This is a genomic window from Streptomyces sp. JNUCC 63 (assembly GCF_054366325.1).
Window position 1 is genome coordinate 3,468,469 of record NZ_CM135963.1, and the last position, 14,503, is coordinate 3,482,971.

Here is a 14,503-nt window from a genome sequence, read left to right on the forward strand (position 1 = left end):
CGGACTCCCTACGACAGCTGCAGCAGCCCGCGCAGCAGGTCGCGGCTCTCGTCCGGGCCGGGGCTGTCGTTCCGCAGTTCCTCGAGCACCTTCTCGTACTGGGCGACGTCCTCGCGCTTGTCCAGGTAGAGGGCGCTGGTGAGCTGCTCCAGGTAGACCACGTCCGACAGGTCGGACTCCGGGAAGCTGAGGATCGTGAAGGCCCCGGACTCGCCGGCGTGCCCGCCGAAGCCGAACGGCATGACCTGCAGCCGTACGTTGGGCCGCTCGGAGAACTCGATCAGGTGCTGCAGCTGGCCTCGCATCACCTCGCGGTCGCCGTAGGGGCGGCGCAGGGCGGCCTCGTCCAGGACGATGTGCAGGTCGGGCGCGTTCTCGGAGACGAGGTACTTCTGCCGCTCGAGCCGCAGCGTCACCCGCCGCTCCACGTCGGCCTCGCTCGCGCCCCGCATGCCGCGGCGGACGACCGCGCGGGCGTACGCCTCGGTCTGCAGCAGCCCGTGCACGAACTGCACCTCGTAGACACGGATCAGCGACGCCGCGCCCTCCAGCCCCACATAGGTGGGGAACCAGCTGGGCAGGACGTCGGAGTAACTGTGCCACCAGCCCGCGACATTGGCCTCCCTGGCGAGGGAGAGCAGCGAAGTGCGCTCCGCCTCGTTCGTGATGCCGTACAGGGTCAACAGGTCTTCCACGTCTCGGGTCTTGAAGCTCACCCGGCCCAACTCCATCCGGCTGATCTTCGATTCCGAGGCTCGAATCGAGTATCCGGCCGCCTCGCGCGTGATCCCCCGGGCTTCACGCAGTCGCCTGAGTTGCGAGCCGAGCAGCATGCGCCGCACCACCGATCCGGGCTCTCCCGCGCTCACGTTCGCCAGCCTCCCCAACCGTCTTCAGGGGCCGCAGTCTGCCACTAAATCACTCCGAGCTGTACTCGCGCGGTTACGGAAACGGAAAGAGGTCGAAGAATCCGGGCAGCCGACGGCAGCGAAAAGCAGAAAGGAGGCGAACAGCGGACGGGAAGATGGCGGAAAAAATGGCCAACAAGCGGTACGGGACGACCCAATTCGGTCACGTGCACGTGCATCTGCCCTTGCATCTGGTGTACGCATCCGAAACCATGGTCTCGCACCACCGCCGCATCGCAACGACCGCGAATTCCCGGGAGTGCCTCGCATGGGGACGAATGGATCGACCATGCTCGAGCCGTTACGGCAGGGCCTTCCGCCGCTGGATCCCGCGGCCGTGTCCAGCGCGGCCTCCTGCGCCCTTCCCGCCCGCTACGAAGCGGTGCGCGAGGCACGGCGGTTCACCCGCGGAACGCTCGACGAGTGGGAGCTGAGCGACCGGTTCGACGACATCTGCCTGGTGGTCTCCGAACTGGTCACCAACGCCCTGCGGCACGGGCTGCCCCTCGCCCGGCACCGCCCCGCCGACGAGGGACTGCGGGCCGCGTGCCACGACCCGGTGCCGGCCACGCTTCTGCACGACACGGGTCCGCACGTGCGTCTGCACCTGCTGCGCTGGAGCGAGCGGCTGGTGTGCGCGGTGCGCGACCCCAGCAGGGAGAGTCCGATCGCCCGCGAGACGGACGACTTCTCGGCGGAGTCGGGCCGGGGCCTGTTCCTCGTCGACTCCTTCAGCGACAGCTGGGGCTGGCACCCGCTGGCGGGCGCCCTTCACGGCAAGGTGGTCTGGGCGCTGTTCCGGCTGCGGCCCGCCGATTGACGGACCGCGGCGTTTCACGACGCCGCGGTTCTACGCGCGTTACCGTGCGCTGTGCGCCAATTGCCCTGAGTTGTCGGCGAGCTTGAGGGGCGTCATCCCGCGATCAGGTGGTCGAACTCGCCGTCCTTGACGCCCAGCAGCATCGCCTCTATCTCCGCGCGCGTGTAGACGAGGGCGGGACCGTCGGGGAAACGAGAGTTGCGTACGGCCACCTCCCCGCCCGGCAGCCGCGCGAACTCCACGCAGGAGCCCTGCGAGTTGCTGTGCCGGCTCTTCTGCCAGACCACCCCGCACAGTCGCGTGGCCGCCATGCCGTTGTACACGTCGAACCCCCCGTACCCGCCCTCAACGTCGTGGTCCACAGGTCGCTCCCCGTTGGTGCACTGGCTGGTGTGGCCATTGATGCATCGGTCAACTGACCCGGATCATAACCTTGTTCACCTGCATACGCATGAGCAGATGCACGTGCACGAGGAGTGGTTCGACGGTTACAGCATGGGCGTCCGTGCTACCGAAGCCGCTGGAGCGTCTGCCCCAACTCCCGCAGGACATGCGAGCGCCATCCCCCGTCCATGATCTTCCGCGCCATCATCTGTGCCGGATCGTCGGGATCGAATCCCTCGTGCACTAGAAAGAGACGCGTACCGCGGCCCTCGTGTTCCAGCGTCCACGTGATCGTCCAGCGAACGGGATTGGCCGGATCGGCGTCGGTCCAGCGGAGGGACAGCATCCGCTCGGCGTCGTAGGCGAGAACCTCCACCTCGACGACGCCGGAGAAGTTGGCGTTGGGCCGGGGGACGGAGGTCATCCGGTACCGGTGACCGACCTCCGGGCGAAAGTCCTCGGCGCCCGGCATCTGCCACCGCGCGAGCAGGTCCGGCTCGGTGAGGGCTCGCCAGACCTTGGCGGGCCGGTGGGGGAAGAACTGGTCGACGCGGATGGTGGTGAGGCCGTCGTCCGGGTCGGTGCTCATGTGACGTCGTCCTCGGGGTCGGCGCTCAAGTGCGGTCATCGTCGGGCATGCGGTCCAGCAGCTCGCCGAGGTCCTTCATCCGGCCGCGCCAGAACCGCTCGTACGGGTGGAGCCAGTCCTGCACCTCGGCGAGCGGGGCCGCCTCGAGGCGGTAGATGCGCTGCCTGCCGGAGCGCTGCTCGGAGACGAGGCCGGCCTCCCGGAGCACCTTGAGGTGTTCCGAGAGGCTGGGGCGCCGCATGTCGAAGCGGTCGGCCAGGGCCTGGACGGGCTGGGGCCCCTCGTCGCGCAGCAACCGCAGCACCTCGCGGCGGGTGGCGTTGGCGAGCGCGGCGAAGACGCGGTCCTCGGCGGCGGTGCCGGTCGCGTTCGCCGTGCCCGTCGTCCCCGTTCCGTTCATGCGGCGCCCGTCCCGTTCATGGCGGCGGTCAGAAGCCTTCCTTCTCCGTCAGCAGCATCAGACCGTTGCCGTCGGGGTCCCGGAAGGAGGCCATGCGCCCCCAGGGCAGGTCGTCCGGGCCCTGCACGGACACACCGGCCCGCGCCAGCCGCGCGCAGTCCGCGTCGACATCGGTCGTCACCAACATGATCCCCTGCGCCGATCCGGGCTCGAAACCCCCCGTCCCCGGCCCCGAGAGCGTGAAGACCGTCTGCGCGCCCCTGGGTGCCACCTGGAGCCACCGGCCCTGGGGCATCTCACGATCGGCGGCGAGCTCGAAGCCGAGAACGTCGGCGTAGAAGCGCAGGGCACGGTCCTGGTCGCTGACGGGGAGGGTCACGAAGGAGGCGTGGGTGATGTTCATGGAGACGACAATAGGTAGGAGTTTCCCTACGCGTCAACCGTAGGGGAATTCCTACGCGTCAGAAGGTGTGCGCCACACGGCGGCTGGTAACTTGCTGCGGTCGTACCGGCCGCCGGGCGGCCGACCGGTCGGAGCTTGGGGGGCTTTTGATGGCTACGGCGACCAGGGCGAGCACGGCGGTGCGGATCGCGGTGGTGGGCCTGCTCGGCGCGCTCGCGCTGACCGCGTGCGACAGCGGCGGCTCCGACTCCGAGGACGGCGCCCCCGCCACGCCGAGCGCGAGCGGGACCGCGGACAACGGTGGCGCCACGGCGACCAACGACGGCGAGCTGGAAGGAAGTTGGCTGGCCACCGCCGACGGCAGGGCCGTGGTCCTGATCGTCACCGGCAAGCAGGCGGCGCTCTTCTCGACCGACCGGACCACGTGCAAGGGGACCACGGGCGAGGAGGGCGGCAAGCACGTGATCCGCCTCGGCACGTGCAAGGCCCGTACGACGGGCACGGTGGAGTCCGTCAACAAGACCACGCTCCGAGTCACCTGGGAGGGTGGTCCCGGCGAGGAGACGTACACCCGGTCGGAGGGCCCGGCGCTACCGTCGGGCCTGCCCACGGCGAACCTGGGCTCCTGACGTCCGCGGAGGACGTTCACAGAGGCCGGCGGCGGGGCGGGCAACCGCGCCGCGCGCTCGTACGTGATGATCTTTGATCATCGTCACGACCCGAGGAACCACTTCATGCGCGCCATTCCGATCACCGTCACCGCCCTCGCCGCGGCCCTTCTCCTCACCGCCTGCGACAGCGGCGGCAGCGACTCCGGGGGCAAGGACTCCGGAAGCAAGAACGCCGACAGCTCGGCCTGCCGGCTCGGCGAGGTCGGGGTGCAGGTCGGCCCCGCCAACGCCGCACCCGCGGCCGGGGACACGGGCAACGTGCCCGTCACCCTCACCAACCGGGGCGCCCAGTGCACCCTGGAGGGCTTCCCGGGCATCGCCCTGTCCGCCGGCGGCTCCACGGCGACCGTCCCGGAGGACAAGGCCGCCAAGCCGGAGAAGCTCACCCTCGCCAAGGGCGGCACGGCGTCCTTCACGCTCACGTACGTGCGGGGCCAGGAGGGCGACGCGAAGAGCCTCACCGCGACGTCGCTGAAGCTCAGCCTGCCCGGAGCGGCCGACAGCCAGGACTTCAAGTGGTCCTACGGCCCGGTGCAGGGCAAGAAGGACGCGGGCGACCCGGACGCGTCGGTGACGGCCTTCCAGCAGGCGGGGGACTGACGGCTCCGCGGGCAGCGGACGCGGAGGCGTGACTGTCCGCGGCAGGCGGGAGCGGTGGCAGCCTGCGGCCACGTCGGTGTCATGGCGGCGCTGCCGCAGCGCGGGTGGCGCAGCGGCCGCGGCGACTGACGGCGGCGTCCGCCGGGACCGCGAGTCCGCGTCGGCTCCCGGCGGCGCCGGGCCGGTGGTCGTGCCGCAGGGTCGGGGGCCGGCGGTGGTCCGGGGTGGCCGTCCCGGCCGCCGGGGTGTCAGCGCAGCCGGGGACGGGACCTCACCTCGGCCCGTTCCGCCGCCTGGGCGCCCTCCGTCCAGCCGGCCGCGTCGGTCACGCCGCGCAGGCGGGTGGTGGTCGTCTCCGGGAACATGCCCTCCAGGCGGTCGGTGACCGCGACGTCCCGGCTCGCCAGGACGGGGAGCAGGTCCTCGGTGACCTGCGCCTCGGCGGCGGCCGTGAGGCGGGTGCCGATGCGGTGGGCGTAGGCGGCGAGGAAGGACTGCCGGAAGGTCTTGGTGCGCCTGCGCCCGCCGGCGCGCTGTGCCGCCTCCGCCCTGGTCATCGCGGTCGTGGCCTGGACCAGCAGGGAGGTGTGGAGCAGTTCGACCGCCTCCAGGTCGGCCTCGAAGCCGACGACCGTGGAGAAGCCGAAGGGTTCGTTCCACACGGCCCGGCAGTGGTTCGCCGTGGCGACCGCGTCCAGCAGCACCGCCTTGGCCTGTTCGTACGGCGGCTCGACACCGATGCGGCGGGCGCCGGGGGCGTCGGGCGACGGGGCGCGGGCGGCGAGCAGCGCCTCGTCGATGCTGTGCCGTGCCATCAGCTCCTGCGCCTTCGCGCTCAGCGCCTCCGCCTCCTCGGGGAAGCCGGTCGCCTCCGCCTTGGCGAGCAGCGCCCGGATCCGGGTCAGCATGCGGGACTCGGGCCGGGACGCGTGCGCGGGCTCGTCCAGGGGTTCGAGCGCGGGCAGCCGCAGCAGCAGGCGGTACAGCTCCAGGACGGCGGTGGCGTACGAGAAGCGGTCGGTGCGGGTCGGTTGCCCGGTGGTCAGCTCGTCGAGCTGGGCGGTCCAGCGCGGGCCGCGCGGCCGGTCGTGCCCCGCCTGTGCACGGACGAGCGCCGCCAGCAGCCGTACGTGGACGTCGTCCAGATCCCGCCGCACGATCCGTACGACATCGGCGGGCTGCCAGCCGCGCCGCCACGCCGTCGCGACCAACTCCTGTCCGTGCCGGGCGAGTTCGGCGTCCGCCGTGGGGTCGGCCGCCAGCAGGGAGGCGCCGGTGTCGAGGGCGTCGTCGGACGAGGCGTACAGGGCGGCGTCGAGTGCGCGGTCGACGGTGCTGGGGGTGGTCACGTCTCGATCGTGCCATGGCGGCGTGGCAGGGCGATGTCTGTCCACAGGCTGTGGACAGACATCTGCCGAACAGCTGTCAACTCACGGTTGACACCCCTCTCGTGTCAACCTACCGTTGACACATGACGAACCCCGCCATCAGGTCGAGCGTCCGTCTGGACGACCTCATCTCGGCCATCAAGAAGGTCCATCAGGAACCTCTCGATCAGCTCCAGGACGCCGTACTCGCCGCCGAGCACCTCGGCGAGGTGGCGGATCACCTCATCGGCCACTTCGTCGACCAGGCACGGCGCTCCGGCGCCTCCTGGACCGACATCGGCAGGAGCATGGGAGTCACCCGGCAGGCCGCGCAGAAGCGGTTCGTACCCAAGGAGTCCGCCGACCTCGACCCCAGTCAGGGCTTCAGCCGCTACACGCCACGCGCGCGCAAGGTCGTCATGGCAGCCCACGAGGAGGCCAAGGCCGCCAGGAGCACCGAGGGCACGCCCGCCCACCTCGTCCTCGGCCTGCTCGCCGAACCGGAGGCCATGGCCGCCCAGGCCATCGGCGACCAGGGTGTCTCCCTGGACGCGGTCCGCGAGGCCGCGACCACCGCGCTGCCGCCGGCATCCGCCGACGCTCCCGAACTCGTCCCGTACGGCCCGGCCGCCAAGAAGGCCCTGGAGCTCACCTTCCGCGAGGCCCTGCGCCTCGGCCACAACCACATCGGCACCGAACACATCCTGCTGGCCCTGCTGGAGCTGGAGAACGGCGAGGGCGTCCTGAGCGGCCTCGGCCTGGACAAGGCGCGTACCGAGGAGTACGTCGTGGCGGCCCTGGCGGAACTGCTGAAGGAGCGCGCGCAGCGGGAACAGGGGGAAGAGGACAGACGGGAGGGCTGACCGCCCCGACCGACCTGGCCTCCGGCTGAACCCGCAGGTCGGAACCATTGTCAGACCCGCCTGCGACACTCGCGGACATGACCGACCGGTGGGCTCTGGCACCGGCCGAGGACGGTGGCGCCGAGGTCGCCCCCCTCGGCCGGGACGGGCTGCCCGCCGGCCCGGTGCGCCGGGAGCCGGACCTGGCCGAGGCGGTCCGCGGCAGACCGGACGTCACGCGGTGGGTGTGGCGGTCCACCGCCGAGGTCTATCCGCGCCTGCTCACCGCGGGGGCGCGAGTGGAGCGGTGCTACGACGTCGAGGACGCCGAGACACTCCTCCTCGGCCACGAGGGGCGTTACGGAGAACCCCGCTCGGCGGCCGCCGCCCTGGCCCGCCTGCGCGGCGGACCCGTACCACCGGATCCACCGCACCGGTCCGCCGTGCCCGGCGCACAGTCCCCGCTCTTCGAGCCCCAGGCCGTACGTCTGCCGCTGGAGGACCTGCTCGCGGTCTACGCCGAGCAGCAGCGGCGGCACGAAAGGGCCGGGCATCCCGACCGTATGCGCCTGCTGACGGCCGCCGAGTCGGCGGGCACGCTGGTGGCGGCCGAGATGAACCGGGCGGGCCTGCCCTGGCGTGCGGACGTGCACCGCGAGGTGCTGCGCGAACTGCTCGGCGAGCGGTACGCGGGCGGTGGCGAGCCCCGCCGCCTGGCCGAGCTCGCCGACGAGGTGTCCGCCGCCTTCGGCCACCGGGTCCGGCCCGATCTGCCGGCCGACGTGATCAAGGCCTTCGCCCGGGCCGGGATCAAGGTGAAGTCAACCCGCCGCCGGGAGATCCAGTCCGTCGACCATCCGGCCGTGGAGCCCCTGCTGGAGTACAAGAAGCTGTACCGGATCTGGGTCGCCCACGGCTGGTCCTGGCTGCAGGACTGGGTGCGGGAAGGGCGCTTCAGGCCGGAGTTCCTGGCCGGCGGGACGGTCACCGGCCGCTGGGTGACCCATGGCGGGGGCGCGCTGCAGATCCCCAGGGTCATCCGCCGGGCCGTCGTGGCGGACCCCGGCTGGCGGCTGGTCGTCGCCGACGCCGACCAGATGGAGCCGCGCGTGCTGGCGGCCGTCTCCCGCGACCCCGGTCTGATGGAGGTGGCCGGCCGGGAGACCGACCTCTACCAGTCCGTCTCCGACCGCGCCTTCTCCGGCGACCGCGCCCAGGCGAAGCTCGCCGTGCTCGGCGCGGTCTACGGCCAGACCTCCGGCGACGGCCTGAAGAACCTCGCCGCCCTCAGACGCCGCTTCCCGAAGGCGGTGGCCTACGTGGACGACGCGGCGCGGGCCGGCGAGGAGGGCAGACTCGTACGGACCTGGCTGGGACGCACATGTCCACCGCCGGCCGGGAGGCGGGAGGACGCGGCCGAGGAGGCGGGCCTCCCCCAGGACGACCCGGCCGTACCGCCCGCGGCCGACGGCTGGATGCCGGGCTACGCCTCCACCGACTCCCGTGCCCGCGGCCGCTTCGCCCGCAACTTCGTTGTCCAGGGCAGCGCCGCCGACTGGGCCCTGCTGCTGCTCGCCGCACTGCGCCGCACCTGCCGGGACATGGCGGCCGAGCTGGTCTTCTTCCAGCACGACGAGGTGATCGTGCACTGCCCGAAGGAGGAGACCGACACGGTCGTCGAGGCGATCCGGCGGGCGGCGGAGCTGGCGGGACGGCTGACGTTCGGCGAGACCCCGGTGCGGTTTCCGTTCACGACGGCGGTGGTGGAGTGCTACGCGGACGCGAAGTGAGCGCCCCTCCCTCGGACGGCCGGCGACCGGCCGAACCGCGTCAGCCACCCCGCATACGCGAAGATCTCCAGACGAGTGGGACAACGACCCCGCAGGGAGAACCGACATGCAACTGCGCTGCGCCGTACTCGACGACTTCCAGGGCGTCGCGACCACCGTCGCCGACTGGACGCCGCTGAGCGACAGGGTCGAGGTCGTCACGTACACCGAACACTTCGCCACGGAGGGCGAACTGGCCGCGGCACTGGCCGACGTCGACATCGTGGTCACCCTGCGCGAACGCGTCCCCTTCCCCGCCTCGCTCCTGAACCGCCTGCCCCGCCTGAAACTGCTGGTCGCCTCCGGTATGCGCAACTCGGTGATCGACTACGCCGCCGCACGGGCGAACGGCGTGACCGTGTGCGGAACGGAGAGCTCCACGACCCCGCCGGTCGAACTGACCTGGGCCCTGCTCCTGGGCCTGGCCCGCGGAATCGTCCAGGAGAACAACTCGCTGCGCGCCTCGGGCCCCTGGCAGTCCACCGTGGGCGCCGACCTGCACGGACACTGCCTGGGACTGCTCGGCCTCGGCAAGATCGGCAGCCGGGTGGCGCAGGTGGGCCTGGCCTTCGGCATGCGGGTCACGGCATGGAGCCAGAACCTCACGAAGGACCGGGCGGACGAGGTGGGCGTGGAACTGGCCCCCTCCAAGGAGGACCTGCTGTCGACCGCCGACTTCGTCTCGATCCACCTGGTCCTGAGCGACCGCACCCGCGGCCTGCTCGGCGCCCCCGAACTGGCCCTCCTGAAGCCGACGGCCTACCTGATCAACACCTCCCGCGCCGCGATCGTGGACCAGGACGCCCTGCTCACCGCCCTGCACGAGGCCCGCATCGCCGGCGCGGCCCTCGACGTCCACGACACCGAACCCCTCCCCACCGACCACCCCGTCCGCACCGCCCCGCACCTCCTGGCCACCCCTCACCTCGGCTACGTCTCCCGCGCGAACTACGAGCGCTACTACGGCCAGGCGGTGGAGGCCATCGAGGCGTACCTGGCCGGAAGCCCGATCCGTCTCCTCGGCTGACGCCGGATCATCACCCGTCGTGCCCGAGGTGCCGGGGGCTTCCCTCACCGCCCCCTCGCTCGCGCGGTCTTGTCCGGCGCCGCGGTGCCGGACGGGACCGCGGGCCGGCAACCCGCTCCTGGCGCGGCCCGCCGACGGCACCCGGGCACCGTGGCACACTCAGCGGGGTGACCAGTGGAGGGGGCGAACGTGGGGTCACCGGAGTTGATCATCGTCCTGAACCGGGACGGCGGTACGCCGTTGCAGCAGCAGATCTGTGACCAGATCACCGCCCTGCTCCGGTCGGACCGGCTACGGCCGGGAGACACGGTGCCCCCCTCACGCGAACTCGCCCAGCAGCTCGGCGTGTCACGGACCGTCGTCACCCGCGCCTACGAACTGCTGCGCGCCCACGGCATCCTCACCGCCAAGCGCGGCTCCGGCACGAGGATCGCCCCACTCGCGGGCGGCGCCTCCGCCCAGGCCCCCGCATCCCGCCTCTCCCCGCCCACCGCGTTCGCCCCGCAGCCGCCCAGGGCCACCGACGGCGGCAGTGCCCTGTGGCAGCCCTGGGAGCCGCCGCCCACCCACTACCCGGGCACCGCCCTCGACTTCCGGCACGGCACCCCGGCACTCGCCGACTTCCCCGTCGCCCGCTGGCGGCAGTCCCTGCACGAGGCGTACGGCCGTGCCGACGCCGCGGCGCTCGGCTACGGACCGGCCGAGGGCTCGCCGGCCCTGCGTGCGGAGATCGCCACCCTGGTGCGCCGGAGCCGGGCCCTCAATGCCTCCTCCGACCACGTCATGGTCACCAGCGGCGCCACCCAGGCCCTCGACATCCTCGCCCGGATGCTGGTCGGCCCCGGCGACGTGGTGGTGATCGAGGACCCCAGTCACACCGTGCTACGCCAGGTCTTCGGCTGCTCGGAGGCGGCCGTGGTGCCCGTGCCGGTGGACGAGGAAGGGCTGCGGGTCGGGGACATCGACGCCTGTGTGCGCGCGCACGGGCACGATCCGGCGCGGGTGAGACTGGTGTACGTGACGCCGTCGCACCAGTTCCCCACCGGGTTCATCATGTCCCAGGGGCGGCGGCGCGGGCTCCTCCAATGGGCGTACGAACACGGGGCGACGGTCCTGGAGGACGACTACCACAACGAGTTCACCTTCACCGCCGAGCGGCTGCCCGCGCTCGCCGCCGAGCGGCACCGGAACACCGTCGTCTACGTCGGCAGCTTCAGCAAGACGCTCTTCCCCGCCCTGCGGATCGGCTACGCGATCCTGCCGCCGCACCTCGTGCAGCCTTTCCTCGGCATCAAGTGGATCACCGACCGGCTGTCGCCCACGGTCGCCCAGGACGCGCTCGCCGACTTCATCTCGACCGGCGCCTACGCCCGCCACATCAGCCGCATGACACGCCTGTACCGGCAGCGCAGAAGCCGCCTGCTGGAAGCGCTGTACGAGCACTTCGGCGCCGAGGTCCGCATCTCCGGCGAGGCGGCGGGCCTGCACGTCCTGGTCACCCTGACCGGGGCGCGCGGCGTCCCGGAGGACCGGATCGCCCGCGTCGCGGCCGCGCGCGGGGTCCGGGTCTACCCCGCGTCGGGCTACTTCGTGCAGGACCCGCCGGCCGAGCCGGCGTTCCTGATGGGGTACGCCGCGCTGCCCGTCCCGCGCGTCACCGAGGGCGTCGCCCTGCTGGCCGCCGCGGTGCGGGAGGCGACGGGACGGGTGCACGGCGCCGGGACTGCTCCCGCGGCTCCGTGAAGCGCGGGCGGTGGAAGCGGGCCCCGTGGGCATGCGGGACGGTGCAGTCGAAATGCGCTTTCGCCGTGCGGCCGTCCGCGGACAGGACCGGCGAGTAGGCAGCCGACTGCGTGGGGTCCAGTGGGAACCCCTCCCGGTCCGGCAGGACCGCCACGTCCCGGTCCGCCTGCAGCCGGGTGACCATCGCCCACCACAGATCCGCGTCCGACTCCAGGTCGACGTCCTCGTCCACCGAGACGGCCAGCTTGGCCATCCGGAACTCCTCGAGGACCGACTCTCCCGCCTTCCGCACCACCTCGTCGTCGGCGGCCGACCGCTTGGCCCTCCACTGGAGCACCACCATGAGCTGACCGCCACCCGCCGTATGGCAGTGCACCGCCTTGACCGGCGCGCCCGACTGCCGCAGTCGGCCGAGCACCGCCGCCTCCATCCCGAAGCCGAGCAGCACCGACTGTTCGTGGCCGGGCCCGGAGACGGTCTGCAGGATGGCGCCCTCGCGCGCGGTGATCCCGGTGACCCGGACGGTCGGCAGCGCCGGGTGCGCCCGGCCCCGGTAGCCGAGGAACTCCGGGGTGGCGAACGGGCCCCCCTGGTTCTCCGGGATCAGGTCGGGCAGCAGCTCGCCCTCGATGACGTACTCGGCGTGCGCGATGCACTCCGCCTCGACCGAGCGGCAGGACGTCAGCTCCACGGGTGCGCCGCCCAGCGCGCCCGCCACGGCGAGTTCGTCGGCGCCCGGCGGCACGAGGGAGGCCGGGCAGCAGGAGGAGAGCAGCACGGCCGGGCCGAGGCCCAGGTGGATCGCGACCGGCAGGGGCACGCCCCTGCGGCGAGCCGCCTGGTGAGCGGCCTCCAGGTCACGGCCCGGAACCATCCAGATGGAGAGCAGGTCCGGGCTCTGGACGCACATCCGGTGGATGGAGAGGTTCCGCACCCCGGTGTCGGGGTCGGTCGCCAGGACCGCGCCGAGCGTCAGGTACGGGCCCGCGTCCTCGTCGGTGAGCACCGGCACCGGCAGTTCCGTCAGGTCGGGCGCGAGCAGCGTGCGCACCGGCTCCCGGCCGGCTCGGACCCGCACCGGCGCCAGCGGCGAGGTCACCGCGGCGAGGAGCCGGTGCGGCAGCTCGGCCGGGGTCGTCCCCAGCAGGGCCGCCGCCCGGCGGCGGGTGCCGTAGAGGCCGATCAGCACGGCCCGCGCGGCCGCCCCGTCCGTGCCACTGGGCGTGACCCGTTCGAAGAGGACCGCGGGCCCTGGCCCGGTCGGCGGCGGGGCGGGTGTCCCCGCCCACTTCGCGTACCGGGAAGAGACCCCGAACCTGGCCGGGACCTCCTCCCGTTCCCGCACCAGTTCTCCCGGCATCGAGTCGAGACCGGCGAGCGCGGTACGCAGATCGGCGAGCCGACGCCCGGTCATGCCGCGCCCTCACGAGCCGCCGTCGACGGAACCCCGTCCTGCCCGGCGGCGGCCCGGCGTGCCGCGAGACGCTCCAGCTGGAGGACCGTCAGCTCGCTGATGAGCGTGCGGTAGACGGCCTCCGCAATGCTCGCGGGCATGCCCTGCTCCTCCGCGAGCCGGCGCACTCTCTCGACGACCTGCGTCACCCGGCCGGGCGAGCGCACCGCCTCCTCGTCGTCCTTGAACTCGGTCAGCTCCCGTACGACCGCCGTACGCATGGCGAGCAGGGCGACGATCTGCCGGTCCAGTCCGTCGATGGAGGCGCGCAGTTCGTCGATGCGCCCCAAGCCCGTCATGACGCGGGCACCTCGTCGATCACGTACACAACGGTCGGCTCGCTGTCGGAGCCCTGCGAGCGGTGGCGCTCGTCACCGGGGATGACGAACCCCATGCCGGGACGGCACGGCACGGAGCGGTTGTCGAAGTGGATGGTGAACTCGCCCTGCAGCACGTAACCCTGGTGGCCGCGCTCGCACCACTCCAGCTCGTTGAACCCGGCGGGCAGTTCCAGCAGGCGCACCCGCAGTCCGCCGGTGTACGCGATCTTCACCCGGCCGTCGGCGCCGGGCTTGTGCCACTTCTCCCACGGGATGGCGTCGAAGTCGATGCCGACCAGGACAGGGGTGGTGGTCATGGGCAGGTTCCTCCTACGGAGTTGTCGCTGGGAAGGTCTGTCCCGGCAGGCCTCGAAGAAGCCCCCGGAGCCCTTCGGAACGTTGCGGAAATGCTTCGGGAACGCCTCAGGACGCCGGACGCCGGCGTACTTCGCGCTCGTTGCGGTCGTCCAGCGGAAGCACCGGTTCTCCGGTCACCGACCGGTGCCTGCGCAGCAACAGCGTCATGTCGACCATGCGGTTGGCCATCCGCTCCAGGGCATCGAGGCCCTCGGTGTCGTGCAGGCCCGGCTTCGGCGAGGTGTTGCGCAGCAGCGCGGGGAACCCGCTGCCTGCCAGGATCATCCGGTTGAGCAGCAGGTTGTCGACGAGCTGGTTGTGCACGGAGGCGTCGCTGTAGCGACGGCAGGTGACGATGATGCCGCCGACCTTGTTGGCGAGCGGACGGTCGAAGCGCAGATAGCCGACGCCCGCCCGCTCGATGAAGATCTGCATGAGGTGCGCGAGACCGAATCCGTGCACGGGCACGGCGTAGATGATCCCGTCGGCCCGCTTCATCTCCTCGATGACGGCGGGCATGTCGTCCGGCAGCGCGCACGGGCTGGTCCGGTGGTTGCAGTCGCCGCACGGGCTGCACGGCGAGATGCGGTGGTCGCGCAGGTGCAGCGTGCGGAACGCGGCCCCCCGTTCCCGTATGCGTTCCCCCGCGTACTCGAGCGCGAGATCGGTGTTGCCCCCGGCCCGTTCGGACCCCGATATACCGAGGATGACCGGCCTGCCACCACGTATTTCCCGCATGAACTCCCCCATGTGTTCGATGGCGTCCAGAAGGGGCCGCCGCGCCCGGCCC

At 72.1% G+C, this 14,503-nt stretch carries 17 protein-coding genes; 7 read left to right on the forward strand and 10 right to left on the reverse strand.

All coding sequences use genetic code 11. The features are described 5' to 3' along the window. Positions 1-8: 8 nt before the first annotated feature. Complete coding sequence (locus tag ACX25U_RS15790) at positions 9-833, reverse strand: helix-turn-helix domain-containing protein (protein WP_454394302.1); 825 nt, start codon at positions 831-833, stop codon at positions 9-11. Positions 834-1,197: 364 nt separating this feature from the next. Between ACX25U_RS15790 and ACX25U_RS15795 the strand changes: the two genes are divergently transcribed. Continuing rightward, complete coding sequence (locus ACX25U_RS15795; RefSeq protein WP_454392619.1) at positions 1,198-1,728, forward strand: ATP-binding protein; 531 nt, start codon at positions 1,198-1,200, stop codon at positions 1,726-1,728. Between the two features lie 92 nt (positions 1,729-1,820). Here ACX25U_RS15795 and ACX25U_RS15800 read toward each other — a convergent pair whose 3' ends face one another. The 4 genes from ACX25U_RS15800 to ACX25U_RS15815 form a co-directional block, all read right to left on the reverse strand. Beyond that, positions 1,821-2,090, reverse strand: a complete 270-nt coding sequence (locus ACX25U_RS15800; protein WP_112469345.1) for a DUF397 domain-containing protein — start codon at positions 2,088-2,090, stop codon at positions 1,821-1,823. Between the two features lie 146 nt (positions 2,091-2,236). Beyond that, entirely contained in the window at positions 2,237-2,701 is a 465-nt protein-coding gene (locus tag ACX25U_RS15805; RefSeq protein WP_454392622.1) for an SRPBCC family protein, read from the reverse strand. A gap of 25 nt (positions 2,702-2,726) precedes the next feature. After that, positions 2,727-3,101, reverse strand: a complete 375-nt coding sequence (locus ACX25U_RS15810) for an ArsR/SmtB family transcription factor (RefSeq protein WP_454392624.1) — start codon at positions 3,099-3,101, stop codon at positions 2,727-2,729. Positions 3,102-3,129: 28 nt separating this feature from the next. After that, positions 3,130-3,504, reverse strand: a complete 375-nt coding sequence (locus tag ACX25U_RS15815; protein WP_454392626.1) for a VOC family protein — start codon at positions 3,502-3,504, stop codon at positions 3,130-3,132. 149 nt (positions 3,505-3,653) lie between these two features. On the opposite strand from ACX25U_RS15815, the gene ACX25U_RS15820 reads away from it, so the two are divergent. Continuing rightward, positions 3,654-4,133, forward strand: coding sequence for a hypothetical protein (locus ACX25U_RS15820; protein WP_454392628.1), 480 nt, complete (start codon positions 3,654-3,656; stop codon positions 4,131-4,133). Positions 4,134-4,238: 105 nt separating this feature from the next. Then, positions 4,239-4,775 (forward strand): DUF4232 domain-containing protein, encoded by a 537-nt coding sequence (locus ACX25U_RS15825; RefSeq protein WP_454392630.1) that lies wholly within the window; start codon positions 4,239-4,241, stop codon positions 4,773-4,775. A 248-nt stretch (positions 4,776-5,023) separates the two neighbouring features. Here ACX25U_RS15825 and ACX25U_RS15830 read toward each other — a convergent pair whose 3' ends face one another. Continuing rightward, a complete protein-coding gene (locus ACX25U_RS15830) occupies positions 5,024-6,124 on the reverse strand; it encodes a DUF2786 domain-containing protein (RefSeq protein ID WP_454392632.1) in 1,101 nt (366 codons plus the stop codon). Positions 6,125-6,246: 122 nt separating this feature from the next. On the opposite strand from ACX25U_RS15830, the gene ACX25U_RS15835 reads away from it, so the two are divergent. The 4 genes from ACX25U_RS15835 (at position 6,247) to pdxR (ending at position 11,583) form a co-directional block, all read left to right on the forward strand. Further along, a complete protein-coding gene (locus ACX25U_RS15835; RefSeq protein ID WP_454392634.1) occupies positions 6,247-7,005 on the forward strand; it encodes a Clp protease N-terminal domain-containing protein in 759 nt (252 codons plus the stop codon). Between the two features lie 77 nt (positions 7,006-7,082). Continuing rightward, positions 7,083-8,774 carry a bifunctional 3'-5' exonuclease/DNA polymerase gene (locus tag ACX25U_RS15840; protein ID WP_454392636.1) on the forward strand — a complete coding sequence of 564 codons (1,692 nt, stop codon included), beginning with the start codon at positions 7,083-7,085 and terminating at the stop codon, positions 8,772-8,774. Positions 8,775-8,880: 106 nt separating this feature from the next. After that, a complete protein-coding gene (locus ACX25U_RS15845) occupies positions 8,881-9,840 on the forward strand; it encodes a D-2-hydroxyacid dehydrogenase family protein (RefSeq protein ID WP_454392638.1) in 960 nt (319 codons plus the stop codon). Positions 9,841-10,029: 189 nt separating this feature from the next. Beyond that, a complete protein-coding gene (gene pdxR / locus ACX25U_RS15850) occupies positions 10,030-11,583 on the forward strand; it encodes a MocR-like pyridoxine biosynthesis transcription factor PdxR (protein WP_454392640.1) in 1,554 nt (517 codons plus the stop codon). On the opposite strand, the gene ACX25U_RS15855 is transcribed toward pdxR, so the two are convergent. From ACX25U_RS15855 to ACX25U_RS15870, 4 genes are all read right to left on the reverse strand, one after another. Further along, positions 11,495-12,997: a UbiD family decarboxylase gene (locus ACX25U_RS15855; RefSeq protein ID WP_454392642.1), complete on the reverse strand. Its 1,503-nt coding sequence runs from the start codon at positions 12,995-12,997 to the stop codon at positions 11,495-11,497. The two genes, pdxR and ACX25U_RS15855, sit on opposite strands and share 89 nt — an antisense overlap. Beyond that, a complete protein-coding gene (locus ACX25U_RS15860) occupies positions 12,994-13,335 on the reverse strand; it encodes a chorismate mutase (protein WP_454392644.1) in 342 nt (113 codons plus the stop codon). The genes ACX25U_RS15855 and ACX25U_RS15860 overlap by 4 nt, the downstream gene beginning before the upstream one ends. Continuing rightward, positions 13,332-13,673, reverse strand: coding sequence for a cupin domain-containing protein (locus tag ACX25U_RS15865; RefSeq protein ID WP_454392646.1), 342 nt, complete (start codon positions 13,671-13,673; stop codon positions 13,332-13,334). The genes ACX25U_RS15860 and ACX25U_RS15865 overlap by 4 nt, the downstream gene beginning before the upstream one ends. 106 nt (positions 13,674-13,779) lie before the next feature. Next, positions 13,780-14,463, reverse strand: coding sequence for a flavodoxin family protein (locus ACX25U_RS15870; RefSeq protein WP_458633810.1), 684 nt, complete (start codon positions 14,461-14,463; stop codon positions 13,780-13,782). Positions 14,464-14,503: the final 40 nt, after the last annotated feature.

Coding starts and splice junctions, on each gene's coding strand:
- ACX25U_RS15820 (WP_454392628.1), top strand. CDS start 3,654: ATGGCTACGGCGACCAGGGCGAGCACGGCGGTGCGGATCGCGGTGGTG.
- ACX25U_RS15835 (WP_454392634.1), top strand. CDS start 6,247: ATGACGAACCCCGCCATCAGGTCGAGCGTCCGTCTGGACGACCTCATC.
- ACX25U_RS15810 (WP_454392624.1), bottom strand. CDS start 3,101: ATGAACGGAACGGGGACGACGGGCACGGCGAACGCGACCGGCACCGCC.
- ACX25U_RS15795 (WP_454392619.1), top strand. CDS start 1,198: ATGCTCGAGCCGTTACGGCAGGGCCTTCCGCCGCTGGATCCCGCGGCC.
- ACX25U_RS15805 (WP_454392622.1), bottom strand. CDS start 2,701: ATGAGCACCGACCCGGACGACGGCCTCACCACCATCCGCGTCGACCAG.
- ACX25U_RS15870 (WP_458633810.1), bottom strand. CDS start 14,463: ATGGGGGAGTTCATGCGGGAAATACGTGGTGGCAGGCCGGTCATCCTC.
- ACX25U_RS15865 (WP_454392646.1), bottom strand. CDS start 13,673: ATGACCACCACCCCTGTCCTGGTCGGCATCGACTTCGACGCCATCCCG.
- ACX25U_RS15845 (WP_454392638.1), top strand. CDS start 8,881: ATGCAACTGCGCTGCGCCGTACTCGACGACTTCCAGGGCGTCGCGACC.
- ACX25U_RS15790 (WP_454394302.1), bottom strand. CDS start 833: ATGCTGCTCGGCTCGCAACTCAGGCGACTGCGTGAAGCCCGGGGGATC.
- ACX25U_RS15840 (WP_454392636.1), top strand. CDS start 7,083: ATGACCGACCGGTGGGCTCTGGCACCGGCCGAGGACGGTGGCGCCGAG.
- ACX25U_RS15825 (WP_454392630.1), top strand. CDS start 4,239: ATGCGCGCCATTCCGATCACCGTCACCGCCCTCGCCGCGGCCCTTCTC.
- ACX25U_RS15855 (WP_454392642.1), bottom strand. CDS start 12,997: ATGACCGGGCGTCGGCTCGCCGATCTGCGTACCGCGCTCGCCGGTCTC.
- ACX25U_RS15815 (WP_454392626.1), bottom strand. CDS start 3,504: ATGAACATCACCCACGCCTCCTTCGTGACCCTCCCCGTCAGCGACCAG.
- ACX25U_RS15860 (WP_454392644.1), bottom strand. CDS start 13,335: ATGACGGGCTTGGGGCGCATCGACGAACTGCGCGCCTCCATCGACGGA.